At 64.5% G+C, this 18,807-nt stretch carries 17 protein-coding genes; 2 read left to right on the top strand and 15 right to left on the bottom strand.

What is annotated here, in order from left to right; genetic code table 11:
* Nucleotides 1-131: 131 nt before the first annotated feature.
* The 5 genes from BB934_RS11270 to BB934_RS11290 form a co-directional block, all read right to left on the bottom strand.
* Nucleotides 132-1,010: an SMP-30/gluconolactonase/LRE family protein gene (locus BB934_RS11270; RefSeq protein WP_099509716.1), complete on the bottom strand. Its 879-nt coding sequence runs from the start codon at nt 1,008-1,010 to the stop codon at nt 132-134.
* Entirely contained in the window at nt 1,010-2,041 is a 1,032-nt protein-coding gene (locus tag BB934_RS11275) for a Gfo/Idh/MocA family protein (protein WP_099509717.1), read from the bottom strand. Before BB934_RS11275 ends, BB934_RS11270 begins: the two co-directional genes overlap by 1 nt.
* 10 nt (nt 2,042-2,051) lie before the next feature.
* A complete protein-coding gene (locus tag BB934_RS11280) occupies nt 2,052-2,918 on the bottom strand; it encodes a carbohydrate ABC transporter permease (RefSeq protein ID WP_099509718.1) in 867 nt (288 codons plus the stop codon).
* Entirely contained in the window at nt 2,911-3,852 is a 942-nt protein-coding gene (locus tag BB934_RS11285) for a carbohydrate ABC transporter permease (RefSeq protein WP_162299156.1), read from the bottom strand. Before BB934_RS11285 ends, BB934_RS11280 begins: the two co-directional genes overlap by 8 nt.
* 91 nt (nt 3,853-3,943) lie before the next feature.
* Complete coding sequence (locus BB934_RS11290; RefSeq protein ID WP_099509719.1) at nt 3,944-5,224, bottom strand: ABC transporter substrate-binding protein; 1,281 nt, start codon at nt 5,222-5,224, stop codon at nt 3,944-3,946.
* 356 nt (nt 5,225-5,580) lie between these two features.
* Between BB934_RS11290 and BB934_RS11295 the strand changes: the two genes are divergently transcribed.
* A complete protein-coding gene (locus BB934_RS11295) occupies nt 5,581-6,831 on the top strand; it encodes a Gfo/Idh/MocA family protein (RefSeq protein WP_099509720.1) in 1,251 nt (416 codons plus the stop codon).
* An 86-nt stretch (nt 6,832-6,917) separates the two neighbouring features.
* Nucleotides 6,918-8,030: an Ldh family oxidoreductase gene (locus BB934_RS11300; RefSeq protein ID WP_099509721.1), complete on the top strand. Its 1,113-nt coding sequence runs from the start codon at nt 6,918-6,920 to the stop codon at nt 8,028-8,030.
* Nucleotides 8,031-8,105: 75 nt separating this feature from the next.
* Here the strand turns inward: BB934_RS11300 and BB934_RS11305 are convergent, their stop codons facing one another.
* The 10 genes from BB934_RS11305 to BB934_RS11350 all read right to left on the bottom strand — a co-directional run bounded on the left by BB934_RS11305 (nt 8,106) and on the right by BB934_RS11350 (nt 18,734).
* On the bottom strand, nt 8,106-8,972 hold the full coding sequence (locus tag BB934_RS11305) for a sugar phosphate isomerase/epimerase family protein (protein WP_099509722.1): 867 nt from the start codon (nt 8,970-8,972) through the stop codon (nt 8,106-8,108).
* 3 nt (nt 8,973-8,975) lie between these two features.
* A complete protein-coding gene (locus tag BB934_RS11310; protein ID WP_099509723.1) occupies nt 8,976-10,166 on the bottom strand; it encodes a dihydrodipicolinate synthase family protein in 1,191 nt (396 codons plus the stop codon).
* Complete coding sequence (locus BB934_RS11315; protein WP_099509724.1) at nt 10,153-11,340, bottom strand: Gfo/Idh/MocA family protein; 1,188 nt, start codon at nt 11,338-11,340, stop codon at nt 10,153-10,155. The genes BB934_RS11310 and BB934_RS11315 overlap by 14 nt, the downstream gene beginning before the upstream one ends.
* 11 nt (nt 11,341-11,351) lie before the next feature.
* Nucleotides 11,352-12,737, bottom strand: a complete 1,386-nt coding sequence (locus BB934_RS11320; RefSeq protein WP_099509725.1) for an enolase-like domain-containing protein — start codon at nt 12,735-12,737, stop codon at nt 11,352-11,354.
* 6 nt (nt 12,738-12,743) lie between these two features.
* Nucleotides 12,744-13,556, bottom strand: coding sequence for an ABC transporter ATP-binding protein (locus BB934_RS11325; RefSeq protein WP_099509726.1), 813 nt, complete (start codon nt 13,554-13,556; stop codon nt 12,744-12,746).
* 17 nt (nt 13,557-13,573) lie between these two features.
* On the bottom strand, nt 13,574-14,581 hold the full coding sequence (locus BB934_RS11330; protein WP_099509727.1) for an ABC transporter substrate-binding protein: 1,008 nt from the start codon (nt 14,579-14,581) through the stop codon (nt 13,574-13,576).
* A gap of 34 nt (nt 14,582-14,615) precedes the next feature.
* Complete coding sequence (locus BB934_RS11335) at nt 14,616-15,422, bottom strand: ABC transporter permease (RefSeq protein WP_099509728.1); 807 nt, start codon at nt 15,420-15,422, stop codon at nt 14,616-14,618.
* A gap of 119 nt (nt 15,423-15,541) precedes the next feature.
* Nucleotides 15,542-16,186, bottom strand: coding sequence for a TetR/AcrR family transcriptional regulator (locus BB934_RS11340; protein ID WP_099512754.1), 645 nt, complete (start codon nt 16,184-16,186; stop codon nt 15,542-15,544).
* 91 nt (nt 16,187-16,277) lie between these two features.
* On the bottom strand, nt 16,278-17,756 hold the full coding sequence (locus BB934_RS11345) for an FAD-binding oxidoreductase (protein WP_418294739.1): 1,479 nt from the start codon (nt 17,754-17,756) through the stop codon (nt 16,278-16,280).
* Nucleotides 17,757-17,795: 39 nt separating this feature from the next.
* The gene (locus tag BB934_RS11350) at nt 17,796-18,734 is read right to left on the bottom strand and encodes a dihydrodipicolinate synthase family protein (RefSeq protein ID WP_099509729.1); all 939 of its coding nucleotides are present in this window, start codon (nt 18,732-18,734) and stop codon (nt 17,796-17,798) included.
* Nucleotides 18,735-18,807: the final 73 nt, after the last annotated feature.

Consider the following 18,807-nt stretch of genomic DNA (forward strand, 5'->3'; position numbering starts at 1 on the left):
GCATCCCGACCTCGGCTGCTGACGGAGCTGAGGCATTGCTCTCTCCACAACAGAGTTCAGGATGGGAGGGATGGCGGGGTCCCAGCCATCCTGGCGAGGGTGGCCGGAGGAATCCGCTGAGGAGACAGCCGTCAGGCGTCGGCCCACCGCTCGACCCGGGCGCCGGCCACCGGGGACGACGCGATGAACAGGCTGCCGGATTGCGGGGCGCCGGCCAGCACGTCCGGATTGTCCGGCTTCAGAGAGGTGATCACCAGCGTCCGCAGATCGTCTCCGCAGAAGCACTGCATGGTGGGCGCCGGAACGGGAACGGGATGGGATTCCACGATCGTTCCATCCCGCGTGATGCGGTTCAGGCGGCCCGCGGAGACGCCGCAGCTCCAATAAAACCCCTCCGCATCGCAGGCGCCGCCATCCGGCCGGCCGGTAGCCTCGTCCAGGGTCGCGATGCGCACCCGGTTGCGAAGGCTACCCGATGAGGGCTCGAAATCGTGGCGGTCGATCCAGGGTCCGCGGGAATCGGAATGGAACAGGGTGCGGCCGTCGGCCGACCAGGCCAGCCCGTTGGACACGAAGCAGACATTTTCCAGCACTCGGGTCACCTCGCCGCGTCCATCGACCCGGTAGAGCGAGCCGCGCAGCTCCTTCTGAGGCCGGTCGTCCATCGAGCCGACCCAGAAGGCGCCGTCCGGCCCCACCTTGCCGTCGTTGAGACGGTTCGCTGCCGGCTCGCCGGGAATCTCGGCAAGAATCTCGAGGCCGCCGCTGTCCGGGTCGAAGACGGCGATGGAGCGTTCCAGCGCCACGACCAGCCGGCCGCTTTCCCCGAGCCCGACGGAGCCCACGACCTTGGGCATGGGCCAGGTGCGATGCTCCGAGCCGTCGAGCCGGATGGAGTGGATCGCGGGCGCCTTGATGTCGATGAAGAACAGGACCTTGCGGCGGTCGTCCCAGACGGGGCTTTCGCCGACCCCGCAGCGAACGTCCTTGAGCAATCGGAATTCGAGCATCAGCGCGCGCCCTGCCCTGCGGGAGTCGCTTCCCCCATGGCCTGCGCCTTCAGCACGAGATCCATGGCCTTGAAGCAATGCTCCTGCCCCATGGCGGTCTCGGTCCTGTCGCGCACATCGTTCAGGAAATTGCGACCGTAAGCCAGCTCCTCGTTGGAGCAGTCGAGATGACGCATGCCGGTCTTGTCCACGAGGAACAGGTGGTCCTTGCCCTCACGGCCGGCGACGTCGATGTATTTGCGCATCTCGATCGTACCTTCGGTGCCGACGAGCATGACGCGCCCGTCACCCCAGATCGGCAGCCCGTCCGGCGTGAACCAGTCGACGCGGATATAACCGGTGGCGTTCTCCGACTTGAGCGTCATCTCGCCGAAATCCTGCAAGCCCGGAGTCTGCTGATTGGCGCGGTTGGCCACCAGCGCATAGGTGACCTCGGCGTCCTTTGCCCCCGTGAAGAACAGGAACTGCTCGCACTGATGCGAGGCGATGTCGGTGAGGATGCCGCCATAGGCCTCGCGCTCGAAGAACCAGGACGGGCGGATCGGCGCGTTGAGCCGGTGCGGCCCCAGGCCAAGCGTGTTCACCACCTGGCCGATGGCGCCGGAGCGCACGAGCTCTCCGGCCTTGTCGGTCACGCGGCTGCTGAAATGCTCGGAGTAGAAGATCGAGTAGATGCGCCCGGTCTCCTTCTGAACCCTTTGGACCTCGGCCAATTCCTCGAGCGTGATCATGCCCGGCTTGTCGACCATGTAGTCCTTGCCGTGCCGCATCGCGGCAAGGCCGATCCGCGCCCGGTCCCTGGGGATCGCGGCGCTGACGACGACGGCAATGCTGTCGTCCTCGAGGATCTGGCGGGCATCGTGAACGCGCCGCGTCTGCGGGTAGCGTTCCGCGAAGGGAGCGGCGAGATCGTCCTCTTCGGCGAAGAAGGAGACGAACTCGGCCCCGGCGCCGAGAAGGGCATCGACCTGACCGAAGATATGGTTGTGGTTGATGCCGATGACGGCGAAGCGAACTCCGGATGCTGACATGCGTCCTGCCCTAACCCTTCAGACCGGTGGTCGCGATGCCTTCGATGAGAAGGCGCTGGAAGACCACGAAGAACAACAGAACCGGGATCAGGGCGACCACGGACATGGCGAAGAGAGCGCTCCAGTCGGACTTGCCGGTCGAGTCGACGAAGGTGCGCAGGCCGAGCTGGACCGTGTACTGGCTGGCATCGTTCAGATAGATCAGGGGGCCAAAGAAATCGTCCCAGGTCCAGATGAAGGTGAAGATCGCAGCCGTGGCCAGCGCCGGCATCGACAACGGCAGCATGACGCTCCAGAAGATGCGCCAGGGTCCCGCCCCGTCGATGATCGCCGCCTCGTCGAGCTCGCGCGGGATGCCGCGGAAGAACTGATACAGCAGGAAGATGAAGAACGCGTCCGCGGCCAGGAACTTCGGCACGACGAGCGGCAGGAAGGTGTTCACCCAGTCGAGGTTCAGGAACAGCACGTATTGCGGGATGAGCGTCACGTGATAGGGCAGCATCAGCGTGCCCAGCATGAGCGCGAACCAGAGGTTCTTGAGCGGGAATTTCAGCCGCGCGAAGGCATAGGCGGCCAGTGAGCAGGAGAACACGTTGCCGATCACGCTGAGCACCGAGATGACCAGCGAGTTCCAGAAGAACGTCCCGAAGCTGACCGTCAGGCCTGACCAGCCGCGGATATAGGCATCGATGGTGAAGGTCTCCGGCCAGAGCGAGGCATTGCCGAAGATCTCGTCGTCAGGCTTGAAGCTGCTCGCGAGCATCCACAGGAGCGGATAGAGCATGAGCAGCGACACGCCGCAGAGGATCACGTGATACAGGAGAGAGCGGCCTCCGCTGACGTTCGGCGTCGTCGCAACTGCTGTGGTGTCAGTCATTGTAATGGACCCAGTAGCGAGAGGTCAGGAAGGAGAAGGCGGTAAAGCAGGCAATGATGATCAGAAGGATCCATGCCAGGGCCGACGCATACCCCATGCGGAAATAGGCGAAGCCTTCCTGATAGAGGTAGAGGGTGTAGAAGAGCGTCGAATCGATCGGCCCGCCGGTTCCCTCGCTGATGATGAAGGCCGGCGTAAAGGCCTTGAAGGCGTCGATGGTCTGCACGATGCCGTTGAAGAAGATCACCGGCGTGAGCAGCGGAAGCGTGATCTTGATGAACTGCTGTATCTTGTTGGCGCCGTCGATGCTGGCAGCCTCGTACACGTCCGAAGGGATCTGCCGCAGGCCGGCGAGGAAGATGATCATCGGCGAGCCGAACTGCCAGACGCTGAGCAGGACCAGCGTATAGAGCGAGTAGCTCGGGTCCGAAATCCAGCTCGGCCCGTCGAAGCCGAAGAAGCCGAGCACCACGTTGACGAGACCGTCCTTCGCGAAGAGCTGGCGCCACAGCACGGCGATGGCGACGCTCGCGCCGAGCAGCGAGGGCAGATAGAACAGGGCGCGGTAGAGGGGCAGGCCGGCGATGCCGCGATTGAGCACCATGGCCAATCCAAGGGCGAAGGCCAGCTTCAGCGGCACGGCCAGGATGACGTACATGAACGTCACCTGCATGGAATGCCAGAACTTCGCGTCATTGGTGAAGATGCGCTGGTAATTCGCCAGGCCGATGACCTGCGGATCCTGCAGCAGATCGAAATTGGTGAAGGACAGATAAAGGGATGCGAGCGTCGGGCCGAGCGTCAGCCCGAGGAAGCCGATGAGCCAGGGGACGAGGAAGGAATAGGCGACAAGCGCACGGGACAGGCCGCGCCAGCGCTTGCTCGTCTTCTCCGGCTCGATGATCGTCAATGGGATTTGAGCGGTTGTCGTCATATAGAATGGCTCACAGCAATGTCATGATAGACGGACAGGCCGACCCGGTTCGGCTGGGTCAGCCTGGTGAGTCAAAAAGCGGCGCTTTGCGTCAGGCGCGGCTCAGGATGGCCTGGGCTTCGCTGACGTATTGCTTTCCGCCATCGGCCACGGACAGACGGCCGAAGCCGACCTGCTCCGAAATGCGGCGCAGCATGGTCTGGATCTCTCCGGCGCCCTTCGGAGGAGCGGGCGGGATCGGCCCGACCTTCGGCGTGACGTGCGAGATGAAGTCGACCACAAGCTTGCCCATGGCGTCGAGTTCGGCCGAGACCGCCTCGCGGATCTTCGGCGAAGCCGGGACGCCGCGCTCCACGCCGAGGAGCTTTGCACCCTCGACATCCTTCACGGTGAAGTTCGCGAACTTCACCACCGGATCGGCCACCTTGGTGCGGGCATAGATGCTCCACATCATCGACGGCTTGAGATAGTGACCCGGGCTCGGGCCTGCGCCCTGCGGGTACATGGTGATGCCGAGCGGGTTCTTGTTGAGCACCTGGTAGCCGACATACTGGTTCGAATGGTTGAAGGCGCAGGCGGCGCGCCCTTGCGTCAGCAGGTTGGTCTCGATGTTGTTCTTGTCGAGCGCCTGCAGATCGGCCGGCGGGCAGGCCTTCGTTTCACGCGCCTTGGCCCACATGGCGAACCAGTCGGTGGCGTCCTTCTCGTCGAGGCCGAGCTTACCGTCCTCGGTGAACAGCGCCTTGCCGCGCTGGCGCAGCCAGTTCTCGTAAGGCGACTCCTCTCCACTGCCGTCGGACGTGCCGTAATACTCGCCGTTATGCGCCTTCGTGACGGCGGCGGCGAGCTCGAAGAACTTGTCCCAGTTCACGTCGACCGGCTCGGCCACGCCCGCCTTCTGGAACGCGGCCTTGTTGTAGATCATGGCGTTCGAGTTGTTGCCGAGATTGATGCCGTAGAGCTTGCCGTCGACCTTGCAGCTGTCGAGCGACGCCTTGTCGAAATCGCTGATGTCGAGGGACTTGCCGACGAACTCGTCGAGCGGCAGCAGAGCGCCGCGGCGGGCATATTCCGCAACGTAGCGATAATCCATCTGGATCAGGTCGGGAGCATTGCGGCCGGCCGCCTGCGTCGCGAGCCGCGGCCAATAATCACCCCAGGCCAAGGTTTCGCCATCGATTTTCACGCCGGTATTGCGGTCCTGGTAGAGCGAGACCGCTTTCAGCGTACGGTCGGAGCGCTCCTTGGATCCCCACCAGTACAGGCGGATGCGGGAATCCTGGGCAAAGGCCGGCAGGCTGCCGAAAGCGGAAAGTCCGGCGGAGCCAAGAGCCGCTTTTAATAAGGTCCTGCGGTTGAAGTCATGTGTCATGTGGCGTGTCTCCCTCTTATGAGGCTGCCTCACCGGCAGCGCGAATTTATGGCCCTCGACGACAGCCCTCTTGTGGCGCCTGCTCAGGCCGGTCTTCCATCCTCGCCTCAGCCGTCACGGGGCGCGTTTCTTTTGTCGCCGTCCGACATGAAGCTAGAATTTAGAATGGTTGTATGTCAACCAGTTGTATGATGTAATTCGGCGGTCTAAGCTTCCCGACCGAAGCCTTTCAAGAGATAAAACGCAGACGAAACGAGCCCGACCCGTGGTTTGCCAACGGCTGAAAGCTCTAATTTGTCTGACAAATTTAACGCTCTCACCACCATCCGAGCGAAGCAGCAGGAGACCTCAGGAGAATGGACCTCTCAAGCAGGAAACGGATCGCCCTCATCGGGACCGGCCACCGCGGCACGGGCATGTGGGGGATCAACGTCGTCAAGGACTACAGTGACTATGTCGACATCGTCGCCCTCTGCGACACGAACCGCCTTCGTGCCGAGCGGGCGCGGGGCTTTCTGGGAATAGATGCCCCCATCTACACCGACGCCCAGGAGATGATCGCGGCGGTCAAGCCGGATCAGGTCATCGTCTGCACCCGTGACTCGAATCACGACGAGATGATCGTGCGCGCCCTCGAATCGGGCGTCGACGTCATCACCGAGAAGCCGATGACCACCACGGCCGAGAAGGTGCGGCGCATCCTCGACGCCGAGAAGCGCACCGGGCGCCGCGTCGATGTGACCTTTAATTACCGCTACGCTCCGACCGTCCGGAAGATCAAGGAGCTGCTGAACTCGGGCGTGATCGGCGACGTCACCTCCATCGATTTCCACTGGTTTCTCGACAACAAGCACGGGGCCGACTACTTCCGCCGCTGGCACGCGGTGGAGGAGAATTCCGGCAGCCTCTTCGTGCACAAGAGCACCCACCATTTCGATCTGATGAACTGGTACCTGGACGACGATCCGGAGCAGGTCTTCGCCTTCGCCAGCCTGCGCAAATACGGCAAGGCCGGCCCCTTCCGGGGCGAGCGCTGCAAGACCTGCGAGCATGCCAGCTATTGCGACTACTACATGGACGTCAGCAAGGACCCGTGGCTCGAGGCCCTCTACGAGGATCCGTCCCGCGAGGACGGCTATGTCCGCGATGCCTGCGTGTTCCGCGAGGAGATCAACATTCCCGACACGATGTCGGCCATGATCCGCTATCGCAAGGGCGTGCAGGTCACCTATTCGGTGAACACCTATATGCCCATCGAAGGGCATTTCATCGCCTTCGACGGCACCAAGGGCCGCATCCAGATGCGGCAATACGAGCGCCAGCCCTGGGAAACGCCGGAATACGACGAGATCCAGCTCGTGCGGAATTTCGGCGGCGTTGAGACCATCCAGGTCCCGCACGAGCCGGGCGGCCATTTCGGCGGCGATCCGAAGCTGCAGGACATGCTGTTCAAGCCGGGCACCCCGGATCCCCTGAACCAGCGCGCCGGTTCTCGCGCGGGCGCCATGTCGGTGCTGTGCGGCATCGCCGCACTTCAGAGTTCGAAGACGGGTCAGATGGTCAGCGTCTCGAAGCTGCTCGACCCGGCGCAGGCCATCGCAGCCTGACGAAAGACGGGAGGTGGCTTGACTGCCACCTCCTCACCTGCTCCGCGTGCCGGAGCGGTCGCATCGAATATGCAAGAGAGCAATCCATGATCGCGAGCGAGACTGTCTCGGCCGAGGTGATTCGCGCCCAGATCGAAGCGATCCTGCGCGCCTGGGGCATGAGCGAAGAAACCCTGCGCCGGACGGCGGAGGTGATGGTCGAGACCGACCTGCGCGGCATCGATTCCCACGGCATCTCCATGCTGACGCAATATGCGCAGATGCAGGACGCCGGGCAGTTGCGGATTCGGGCGGAGCCGAGGATCGTGCGGCAGAGCGCGAGCACGGCCCTGATCGACGGCGGCGCCGGACTGGGACATCCCGCGGCGCTGATGGGCATGAACCTCGCCATCGACAAGGCGCTCGCCCACGATGTCGGCGTGGTGTCGGTTTTCAACTCGCATCATTTCGGCGCAGCGGGCTATTACGCCACAATGGCAGCGGAGCGCGGGCTGATCGGTGTCGTCTCCTCGACGACCCGCGTGATCTCCGTGGTGCCCACCAACGGGGTCGAGCGCGTTCTCGGAACCAATCCGATTGCGATAGCCGCACCCGCGGGCCGTCATCGTCCGGTTTGCCTCGACATCTCCACCAGTGTCGCCGCCGCGAACAAGGTCAAGGTTTACGCGCTCCAGGACAAGGATCTTCCGGCCGGATGGGTGATGGATAGAGAGGGCCGGAACGTCACCGATTCCGGCCAGGCCTTCAGACAGATTTTCGAGAGCCGGGAGGGCGGGCTGACACCCATCGGCGGCGCCGGCACCGAGATGGGCGGGCACAAGGGATACGGATTGGGCCTGATCGCCCAGATCCTGTCCGGCACCCTCTCCGGCGGTTCCTTCTCGCCGATCCGGAACCTGACGCAAAAGCCGTCCGATCCCGACAATATCGGCCATTTCTTCATGGCGCTGAATCCCGCAGCCTTCAGGCCGCTGGATGACTTCTGGTCCGATCTGGATGTCGCGATCGACACCCTGCATGCCACGAGGTCGGTCCGGGACGACGAGCCGGTTCTGGTGCCCGGCGATCCGGAATGGATCTCCCGCGAGGAGCGGCTCGCCAACGGCATTCCGATCCCGGAAACGTTGATGCTGAAAGTGCGGGAGATCGCAGAAGCTGCGGGCGCTCCGTTCCTGTTGAAACCGACACGCGCAGCCTGACGGGTTGTGGCCCCCGCCCGTGGGCGGGAGCCAATGTTTCAAGACACGATGTCAAAGATCGCAAGCGCGCGGTTTTTAGACGACCGCGCGATGCCGCTCGATGCAGGTGGCGAGCACCTCCTCCATCGGCTTTTTCCACCAGTTGTTCTCGGAGAAGATCTCCACCTCCGAGTAGCCGGCATATCCGACCGCCTCGACGGCCTCGCGGATGCCGCGCAGGTCGATGACGCCATCGCCCATCATGCCGCGATCGAGCAGCAGATCGGTCGTCGGCACGAGCCAGTCGCAGACGTGATAGGCAAGAAGCCTGTCCTTGCCCGTGCGGCGGATCTGTTCCTTCAGGTCCGGATCCCACCACACATGGTAGACGTCGACCGCAAGGCCGAGCATGCCCGTACGCTCGGGATCGACCCGGTCGCAGATGTCGAGAGCTTGGCTCATGGTGTTCACGCAGGCACGATCCGCCGCATACATCGGATGCAGCGGCTCGATGGCGAGCGGGAGACCGGCCTTGCGGGAATAGTCGAGCAGTGTCGCGATCCCGTCCTCGACCAGGGCGCGCGCCGCGTCGATGTCCTTCGAAGCTTCAGAGCCTGGCCGGGAATATTGCGGCAGGCCGCCGACCACGAGCACGAGGCAGGGTGCGCCGAGGGCGACGGCCTCGTCCACCGCGCGGCGGTTGTCGTCGGTGGCTTCCTGCAGCCTTGCCGCATCGGCCGGGAACATGCCGCCGCGGCAATAGCCGGAGAGTTCGAGCCCTGCATCCTTCACCGCCGCCACGGCGCGGTTGAGGCCCACAGTCGCCACCTGGTCGCGCCAGGGCGAGATCGCCTTGATCTCGGCTCGGGCGCAGGCCTCAGCGATGGCGACGAGGTCGCCCTGCTTTCTCACCGTCGCGGTGTTGATCGACAGGGCGCGGTGATCGCGTGTGAAGTTACGCATCTCTTACGCCTCCACCCCATGCGTGGCGAGGACGAAGCGCATGCGCTCCACCGCAAGGTCCGGATCCCGCAGGAGACCGGCCTTGTCCGCCAGGCGGAAGAGCTCGGCGAGATGCAGGGTCGAGCGGGCGCTCTCCTGTCCGCCGACCATGGTGAAGTGGTCCTGATGGCCGTTGAGATAGGCCATGAACACCACGCCCGTCTTGTAGAACCGCGTCGGCGCCCGGAAGATGTGTCGCGACAACGGCACGGTCGGGGCGAGCACCTCGTGGAACGTGTCGATCTTGCCCGCCGCAAGACTCACGAGAGCCGACGAGGCCGCAGGCGCGATGGCATCGAAGATGCCGAGCAGCGCGTGCGAATAGCCCTGGTCGTCTCCCGCGATCAGCTCGGCATAGTTGAAGTCGTCGCCCGTATACATGCGCACGCGCTTGTCGAGGCGGCGGCGCATGGCGATTTCCTTGTCCTTGTCGAGAAGGGAGATCTTGACGCCGTCGACCTTCTCCGCATGGCTGTTGATGATCGACACGCATGTATCCATCGCGGCATCGAGATCGCTCGTGCCCCAATAGCCGGCGAGCGCCGGATCGAACATGTCGCCGAGCCAGTGGATGATCACCGGCTCCTTCGCCTGGCTGAGGATGCGGTCGTAGACCTGGACGTAATCGTCGGCGGACTTGGCGACGCGGGCAAGCGCCCGCGACGCCATGAGGATGATGCGTCCGCCCACCGCCTCGATGGCGGCGAATTGCTCCTCATAGGCGCGGATGACGTCGTCGACGCTGCGCGCAGCTTCGGGTGCGAGATGATCCGTGCCGGCACCGGAAAACACGAGGGCATCGCCCCGCGCCTTGGCGGCGCCGACCGAGCGGCGGATCAGCTCGAGCGAGGTCGGCCAGTCGAGGCCCATGCCGCGCTGCGCCGTGTCCATGGCTTCCGCGACGCCGAGGCCGAGATCCCACAGGCGCTCGCGATAGGCGATGGTCTTGTCCCAGTCGATGGCGGCCTGCAGCCACGGGTCCGCATCGGCGAGCGGATCGGCCACCACGTGGGCGGCCGAGAACGCGATGCGGTTCATCGGCCCGCTCACCTTGTCGGGGAAGGACTTTGGGGCGGAGAGCTTATAGGTCTCCACGCTGCGATCCGCCTGCGGCAGGCGGATCGACAGGGCGCTGACGGTCTCAGGCCGGTTCATGCTGCTTCTCCTTCGAGGCGCCTACATTCAGCGGCGGCACGTCGACCCAGCGGCGCTCGCGCCAGCTCTCGAGAGCGCATTCCACGAGCTGAACGCCCTTCGCGCCTTCGACGAGGGTGTAGCGGTAGGGCGCATCCTCGACGACGTGACGGACGAACATCTCCCACTGCGTCTTGAAGCCGTTGTCGTAGACCGTATTGTCGGGCACCGGCTGCCAGGTGTCGTAGAAGTCGATGGTCTGCTTCTGATCGGGATTCCAGACCGGGCGCGGCGTCGCCTGGCGCGGCTGGATCACGCAATCGGTGAGGCCGGCGACGGCCGAACCGTGCGTTCCGTCCACTTGGAAGGTGACGAGATCGTCACGGTAGACACGGGTGCACCAGGACATGTTGATGTGGGCGATCACGCCGCCATCGAGCATGAAGGTGGCGTAAGCCGAATCGTCGGCGGTCGCCGGATAGGGCTTGCCCTTCTCGTCGACGCGCTCGGGAATATGCGTCGAGCCGATGCAGGAGACCGAGCGCACCTCGCCGAAAAGGTTGTCGAGCACGTAGCGCCAGTGGCAGACCATATCGAGGATCATGCCGCCGCCGTCCTCGGAACGGTAGTTCCAGGACGGACGCTGCGCCGGCTGGCCCCAATCGCCCTCGAACACCCAATAGCCGAACTCGCCGCGAACCGAGAGCATGCGGCCGAAGAAGCCGGAATCGCGCAGCATCTTCAGCTTCTGCAGGCCGGGCAGGAAGAGCTTGTCCTGCACGGTGCCGTTCTTCACGCCCTTCTCGCGGGCGAGACGGACGATCCGCAGCGCCTCCGGCAGGTTCGTGGAGATCGGCTTCTCGCAATAGATGTGCTTGCCGGCATTGATCGCCTGGTCGAGCAGGGTCGGACGCATCTGCGTCGTCGCCGCATCGAAGAAGATCTCATCCTTCGGATCGGCGATGGCGGCATCGAGATCGGTCGTCCAGCGCTCGATGCCATAGGTCTTCGCAAGCTCCTGGATCTTGTCCGCATTGCGTCCGACGAGGATCGGATCGAGCTGGACCTTCGACCCGTCGGACAGGGTCACGCCGCCCTCGGCGCGGATGGCAGCCACGGAGCGGATGAGGTGCTGGTTCATTCCCATGCGGCCGGTGATGCCATGCATCACAATGCCTAACCTGCGTTGAGCCATGATGAAATCTCCTATCGATAATGTTGCGAGAGAGGAACGAGACTGCTCCAGTCAGGCTCGGCAGCGCCGGCGAAACCTGGGGCAGACAACAGGGAAGCGGTCGGCAGAGAACCGCGTTCGAAAGCAAGGCCGATGCGGCCGCCCTGCTTCCGGTAGAGATCGGGATGCGCAGCGGCGAAGCGCACCGCTTCCGCATCCGGTGCGGGGCCGAAGCCATCGACGTAATGATGCCCGTTGCGCTCGGCATGGGTGAGCCCGAGCGTGGCGACGAGCGCGGTGTCCTGCTCGATCCCGAGCCCCGCCTGGCAGGTGAGATCCTCGGCGGAGACGAAGAACCGGCCCGGCTGGCGCTCGTTGAAGGCAGCGGCGCGCACGCCGTTCAGGATCGACTTGTAGAAGCCCTTGCAGGCCTTCGAGGACACGCCGCGATAACCGAGCTCGACCGCGCGCGGAAAGGCATCGTAATCGCCATCCGCCTCGTCGATGATGAACGGGATCTCGGCGGCGAGATCGCCCAGGGGCGCCGCGAAGGTCCCGGCCCGGTCGAAGGGCTGCTCGATATAGAGCAGGCGCTCGCGGAAGGCTTGCAGCCCGCCGCTTTGCATCGCCTGCAACAGTAAACGCAGACGCTCAGGGTCGTATTGCTCGTTGGCGTCCAGCGTCGCGCGGTAATCCGGCACCTGCAGCGACAGAAGCGCGTGGATCGCCTGCAGGCGCGCGATGTCCGCGTCCACGTCGCCGCCGATCTTGATCTTGAACAGAAGCAGCCGCGCGTGAGCGATCTCCTCCGCGAGACTGCCCTCACCCTCGAGAGCATCCAGCATCCCGATCGTATGCCGGAGCCGGACCTCGCCGACCGGACGGATATCCGCCAGGAAGGTTCGGATGCGCTCCTCGTCGAGATCCGGCGTCTGCCGCGCATCGATGCCGAAGACATTGCGCCGCAATCCTTCGGGGAAGGAGAGCTTCAGCGCCTTGAGCACGCCGTCGGCAACCGCCTTGTCGATCAGCGCCGGCCCGTAGGATGCGACGAGGCCGGGCAGGCCCCGATCGGCGGCCCACATCTTCTGCGCCGCGAAGCCGCGTGCGTGGTGGCCGAAGGCCGTGTCCCAACCATCCGCCTCGGCATAGATGCGCGCCGCCTCATTGAGACTGGCCTTGAGATCGGCGATGGTGTCATGGGGCGTCTTGGCGGGGTTCTTGTCGAACCATTTCGGCATCATCATCTCGGCGGTGACGCCGGTCGCGACGCCGATGCCCTCCACCCCGACCACAACCTGCACGAAGGCCTGCGGCGCCTCGTCGACGGTGACGAGCCCGAACCGGAACGGACGCGCGAAGCGCATCGGCCGCTCGAAGGTCTTTATCTGAACGATGCGAATCCGGGCGCCTGACATGGTCTTTTAGTCCAGATGGCCGCGGGCATAGAAATGGCCGCGGATCCGTTGCGTGAGATCGACGAAGGTCGGATGTCCCATGACCTCAAGGTTGCGCGGCCGCGGCAGCGTCACGTCGTAGATCGCGGCGATCGTACCCGGCCGCTCCGACATGACGACCACGCGGTCCGCCAGGAACACCGCTTCGGGAATGGAATGGGTGATCAGCAGGATCGTCTTGCCGGTCTCGTGGTGGATGCGCTGGAGCTCGAGATTCATGCGCTCGCGCGTCATGGCATCGAGCGCGCCGAACGGCTCGTCCATGAGAACGATCTTCGGATCGTGCACCAGCGCCCGGCAGATGGCGGTGCGCTGCTGCATGCCGCCGGAGAGCTGCCAGGGATATTTGTTCTGGAAGTCCTCGAGCCCCGCCATGGCGAGCAGCTTGCGGGCACGGGCGAGATGGCTCTCCCGGTCGAGCTTGCGCACCTCGACCGGCATCATCACGTTGCGCAGAACCGAGCGCCAGGGCAGCAGCACCGGGCTCTGGAACACGATGCCCACATCGTCCGGCGGTTCCCTCACCGCGACGCCGCCGATCTGCACCTCGCCTTCGCTCGGCGGAATGAGGCCGGCGACCAGTTTGAGCAATGTCGACTTGCCGCATCCCGACGGGCCGACCACGGCGACGAACTCGCCTTCCGTGATGTCGAGATTGATCGGCCGCAGGGACGGCACGTCGCCGCTGCGCGTGCGGTAGGTCTTCGCGAGATTGCGGATCTCGATCATGGAGCGAGGCGCGGACGCCTCGCTTTTCGGGATGACACGAAGATGTGCCATGGCCTGCGCCTGCCTGCTCACTGCGTCGCCTTGGGCAGGAACTCGCGGCTGTAGAACTGCTTCGGATCGTTCTTCGCCGCCGGGTCGAGGCCGCCGTATTCGATGAGCAGGTTGACCGTCTCGGCCATGTTGGCGTCGGAGACGTTGAACGGGCGCTGCCCCTTGGTCTCTTCCGTGCGGTAGAGCGGAATCGTCAGCTCGAAGCCCTCCTGCAGCGTGTCGGGCTTGCCGGCCTTCGGCAGCGCCTTCAGCACGGCCTGCGTCGCCTCGGCGGGCGCCTTCTCCGCGCCCTCGATCGCCTTGGTGGTGGCGTTCATGAAGCGGCGGACGAGATCGGCCTTCTCCTTCAGCGTGTCCTTGTGCGCGATGATGCCGGAGGAGACGAGGTTGACGCCGTAATCCGCGAACATGACCGGCGTGACGTTCTTGCCCGTCGCGTCCTTGATCTTCATGCTCTGGTCCATGACGTAGCCGAGCAGCACGTCGGCCTGGCCGTTGATGACCGCGTTGAGCTTCGTCTGCGCGTCGCCGGAGACGATGCGCATCTCGCTTTCCTTCAGCCCGGCCTTTTTAAGAAACAGCGGCCAGATCTGCGACATGGAATCGCCCGGCGTCGTCGCAACGATCTTGCCGCGCAGATCCTCGGCCTTGCGGATGTTCTTCTCGGAGAAGCCCATCGCCGACATGGGGTTCTTCTGCAGCAGCACGCCCGGAGACGTGACGGGAGCGCCCTTCACCGCAGCGCGGATCATGGTGGGAACGTCGGCGTAGGCGAAGTCCACCGTCTTGGCGGCGACCGCCTGCACGGTCACGGCCGAGCCGCGCCCTTCCTGGATCTCGAGATCGATGCCCTCGGCCGCGTAGAGGCCCTTCTCCTTGCCGTAGAAGAACGGCGCATGCTCGCCGTAGACGTACCAGTTGAGCATCAGCACGACCTTGTCGGCAGCCTGTGCCGGCAGGGTCGCGAAGGGAATGAGGGCCGTGGCGGCAAAAAGCGTAGCTTTCAGGAACGTACGTTTTCTCATGGACTTCCTCCGGTTGATGCTCCGCCCTTGTGATTTAAGCGGTTGCTGCGAAATCGTGCCGCTGGCTGGCGTGCCAGGGCACGGTGAAACGCTCGATGAGATCGATGATCCAGAACAGGATGACGCTGATAGAGGCCAGGATCACCAGCGCCGCGAACATGGTCGGCAGCTCGAAATTGCCGATGGAGCGCTGCAGCACGAAGCCGATGCCTGAATTGGCGCCCACGAACTCGCCGACCACGGCGCCGACGACGGCAAGCGTCACTGAGACCTTCAGTCCGGCGAAGATCGCCGGCAGCGCATAGGGCAGGCTCACCATGGTGAAGGATTGCAGGCGCGAGGCCTTCATGGAACGCACCAGATCGCGCATCTCGGGATCGAGGGACTTGAAGCCCTGGACGCCGGCGACCACGACCGGAAAGAAGCCGAGCAGGAAGGCCGAGATCACCTTGGGCGCCATGCCGAAGCCGAACCACACCACGAAGAGGGGCGCCACCGCGACCTTGGGGATCGACTGGGAGAAGACGAGCAGCGGATAGAGGTAGGATTCGACCGTGCGCGAGCCGGCGATGAGCATGGCGATCGGAATGCCGAACAGGGCCGAGAGGAGGAACCCGCCCAGGGTCGCCGTGGTCGTGGGGATCGCTTCCACCAGCAGCATGCCTCCCTCGTTCCAGAATGCCACCGCCACGTCTTTCGGCGGCGGCACCAGATAGGGCGGGATCCGGAAGATGCGCACCGCGAGATCCCAGAGGACGACCGTCAGGACCAGCAGCCCGAACGGCCTGATCCAGGCCGAGTTTAGCAGATTCTGGCTGGCGCGCGCGAGCTTCGACGGCATGGGCGTCATCCTCAAGGGCGTTTCCGACGGGTTCCTTCGGCGGCTTCGGCCGCTCTATGTAACCAACCGGTTAATTAGAGGCCCGGTTGTCGGACATGTCAAGCGCCGTTCGGGAAAAATCAGGCGCGCACGCCGGCGATCACGAAATCGACCACGTGGTCGATGCGCTCCTTCATGGCGGGCGCGGACAGAAGCTCCCGGCCGAACGCCACGGACAGGGTGTAGACGTTGGACAGGTAGAAGTAGCAAAGCCCGGCGATGGACACGTAGAGCTGGACCGGATCGATGCCGGGGCGAACGGCCCCGGTCTTCTCGCCGCGTTCGAGGATGATGCCGATGGTCTCGATCACCGGGGAGTTCATGGTGTGCACCTGCCCGGATTTTTTCAGGTGCTTCGCGCGATGCTGGTTCTCGGTGTTGAGCAGCATCATGAATTCGGGATGCTTCACGAAGTAGTTCCAGGTGAAGCGGACAAGCTCTTCCAGCGCCTGCAGCGGAGACAGCTCTTCCAGGTGCAGTTCCCGCTCCGCCGCGCGGATATGGTCGTAGGCCGCCTCGAGGGTTGCCAGGAACAGCGCCTCCTTGCTCCCGTAATAATAGTAGAGCATGCGCTTGTTGCTGCGGGCTGCCTCCGCGATCTGGTCGACCCGCGCGCCACCATAGCCGTGGCCGGCGAACTCCGCCGTCGCCGCGTCGAGGATCCGACGCTTCGTCGCCTCGGCGTCCCGAACGAATTGTCGGCTGCTGATGTCGGAGGCGCTCATGGAGATCCAGTTTCTTCGGTCCGGTTGCATCCGGCCTGACGGGCAGGCTCGGCCTTGTTACCTCAACCGCCGGCAAAACGGAACGGGCGCGTCACGTCTTGCCCCCGACCGGCAGGGCCGGCGGCAGATCCTCGCCCAGCGTCACGATCTTGCCGGGGTTGAGGATGTTCTGAGGATCGAGCGCCGCCTTCACGGTTCTCATCAGGTCGAGGGCGACCGGATCCTTGTAGCGCGCCAGCTCGTCGCGCTTGATGAGGCCGACCCCGTGCTCGGCGGCGATCGAGCCGTTCATGGCATGGACGATGTCGTGGACGATCCGGTTGAAACGCTCCCATTGCGCGAGGAAGACCTGCTTCTCCATGTCCACGGGCTGGCTCAGGTTGAAATGGATGTTGCCGTCGCCGAAATGGCCGAAGGCGCAGACGCGCACGCTCGGCAACGCCGCCTCGCAGGCCTGGCTTGCCGTCATGATGAAGTCCGCCACGTCCGAAACGGGCACGGACACGTCGTGCTTGATCGATCCACCCTCGAGCCCCTGCACGTCGGAGAGGCTTTCGCGCAAATGCCAGAGCGCCGCGTTCTGGGCCTCGCTCGCCGCGATGGTGGCATCCTCGACGATGCCGGCCTCGAAAGCCGCCTCCAGCACCTTTTCCATCTGCTCGCGCAGGTCGAGCTCGGGATCGGGCGAGGACAGCTCGATCAGGGCATAGGCGGCATGGTCCCCTTCAAGCGGACGAATTGCGCCGGGGGCATGTTTGAGCACGATCTCGAGGGCGAAGCGCGGCATGAACTCGAAGGCCGTCAGCTCGTCGCCGGCGCGCTGGCGCAGGCTCTCGAAGAGGTCGAGCGCCGCATGGGGAGACGCGCAGCCGACGAAGGCGACCACCTGCGTCTTGGGCCGCGGAAACAGCTTCAGCACCGCGGCGGTGATAATGCCGAGCGTCCCTTCCGACCCGATGAAGAGATTCTTCAGGTCGTAGCCCATATTGTCCTTGCGCAAACCCTTGAGACCGTTCCAGATCCGCCCGTCTGCCAGAACTACTTCGAGCCCGAGAACGAGGTCGCGGGTATTGCCGTAGCGCAGCACATTCACGCCGCCCGCATTGGTCGCGATGTTGCCGCCGATCCGGCAGGAGCCCTCAGAGGCGAGCGACAGGGGGAAGATGCAATCCACCGCCCTAGCCGCATCCTGGACGCTCTTCAGGATACAGCCGGCTTCGGCGGTGATGGTGGCGTTGAAGGCGTTGACCTCGCGGATGCGGTCGAGCCGCGCCAGGGACAGCACGACGCCCCGATGCGGTACGCCTCCCCCGACGAGGCCGGTATTGCCGCCCTGCGGCACGATGGCGACGCCCGCCTTCGCGCATTCCCGGACGACGAAGGCGACCTCCTCCGTGCTGCCCGGACGGACGACCGCCATGGCGGTGCCGCGGTAGAGCTTCCGCTCCTCGACGAGATAGCCCGCCATGTCGGCGGGATCGACGATCACATGCTTGGCCCCCAGACGTGCGCGGAGCACATCCAGGAGACCGCTATCGAACTCAACCATCGAGATCACAGGCGCCTTCATGCCGCCGGGCTTCCGGCCCGAACGGCTTGGCCGATCACATTACGCGGCAGCCGCCTGCTGTCGAGCGGTCATTTCGGCGGCGAGCAGCGCCCGCGCCGCCTCCTTGATCTCGCCATGGATCGCCGGATCGGCCTCCATGAGCAAGGGCAGGATCGGACCCATATCGGCGACGCCGGAGAGCGAGACCGCCGTGTGCAGGACGCGGATGGCGTTATGGCGCTCGCGGATGGCCTCGAGCGGCAGGAACACCTCGAGCAGGCGCTTGGCCTCCGCCTCGTCGCCGCGCTTCAACGCGTGCAGATAGGACATCGACAGATGCGGCGCGATGCAGACGCAACCGGCCGTGAAGCCGGCGAGCTTGAAATGCGTGAGATGCGGGAAGGCCGGCGGCTCGCCGAAGCCGCTGACGATGCGCTCCGCACCGACCGCATCGATGAGTTCCTGCAGATAGGCATCCTGCTTCAGGTCGTTGCGCGGCACGGCATATTTGATGCCGAAGACGGCGCCCTGCTCCACCAGTCGCCCGATGGCCTTGGCGGGCACGTAGCCGTCGGTCTTGATGTAGACGATCAGCGGCACGCCGGAGCGGTCGACAAAATCCTGCAGCCCGCGCACCACGCCGTCCGGCGTCTGCGGCGCGATCATCGGCAGCGCCATGGCGACGGGGTAGCGGCGCTGCTTGAGGATCGCCGCTTCGTCGACGAGCTTGCCCCAGTCCGGACCGACGGAGGGAATGAGCCATGTGTTGTCGGCCGCCGATTCCTCGAGGCTGTCGAGCCAGTCGGCGAAACGCGACACGGGCCAGTTATGGACATTGGCATTGCCGCCATAGAGCAGCGTCGAGACGCCGCCGGCTTCGAGATGGCGGATCAGCTTCGCATTGCCTTCCCGGCTGACCTCGAAGTCGGGCGTCAGGGCGAAGGGCGGAACGGCCAGAACGGAGCGGGCGAGTTCGGAGGTTTCGATCTTTGTCAGCATGATATGTCTCGCTTAATTGATGGCTGTTCTGGGTTGGCCGCTCGATCACTCGCTCGGCTGTGCAATCGGTACG

Origin of the sequence: Microvirga ossetica (genome assembly GCF_002741015.1) — a bacterium.
Taxonomy (GTDB): Bacteria; Pseudomonadota; Alphaproteobacteria; order Rhizobiales; family Beijerinckiaceae; genus Microvirga; species Microvirga ossetica.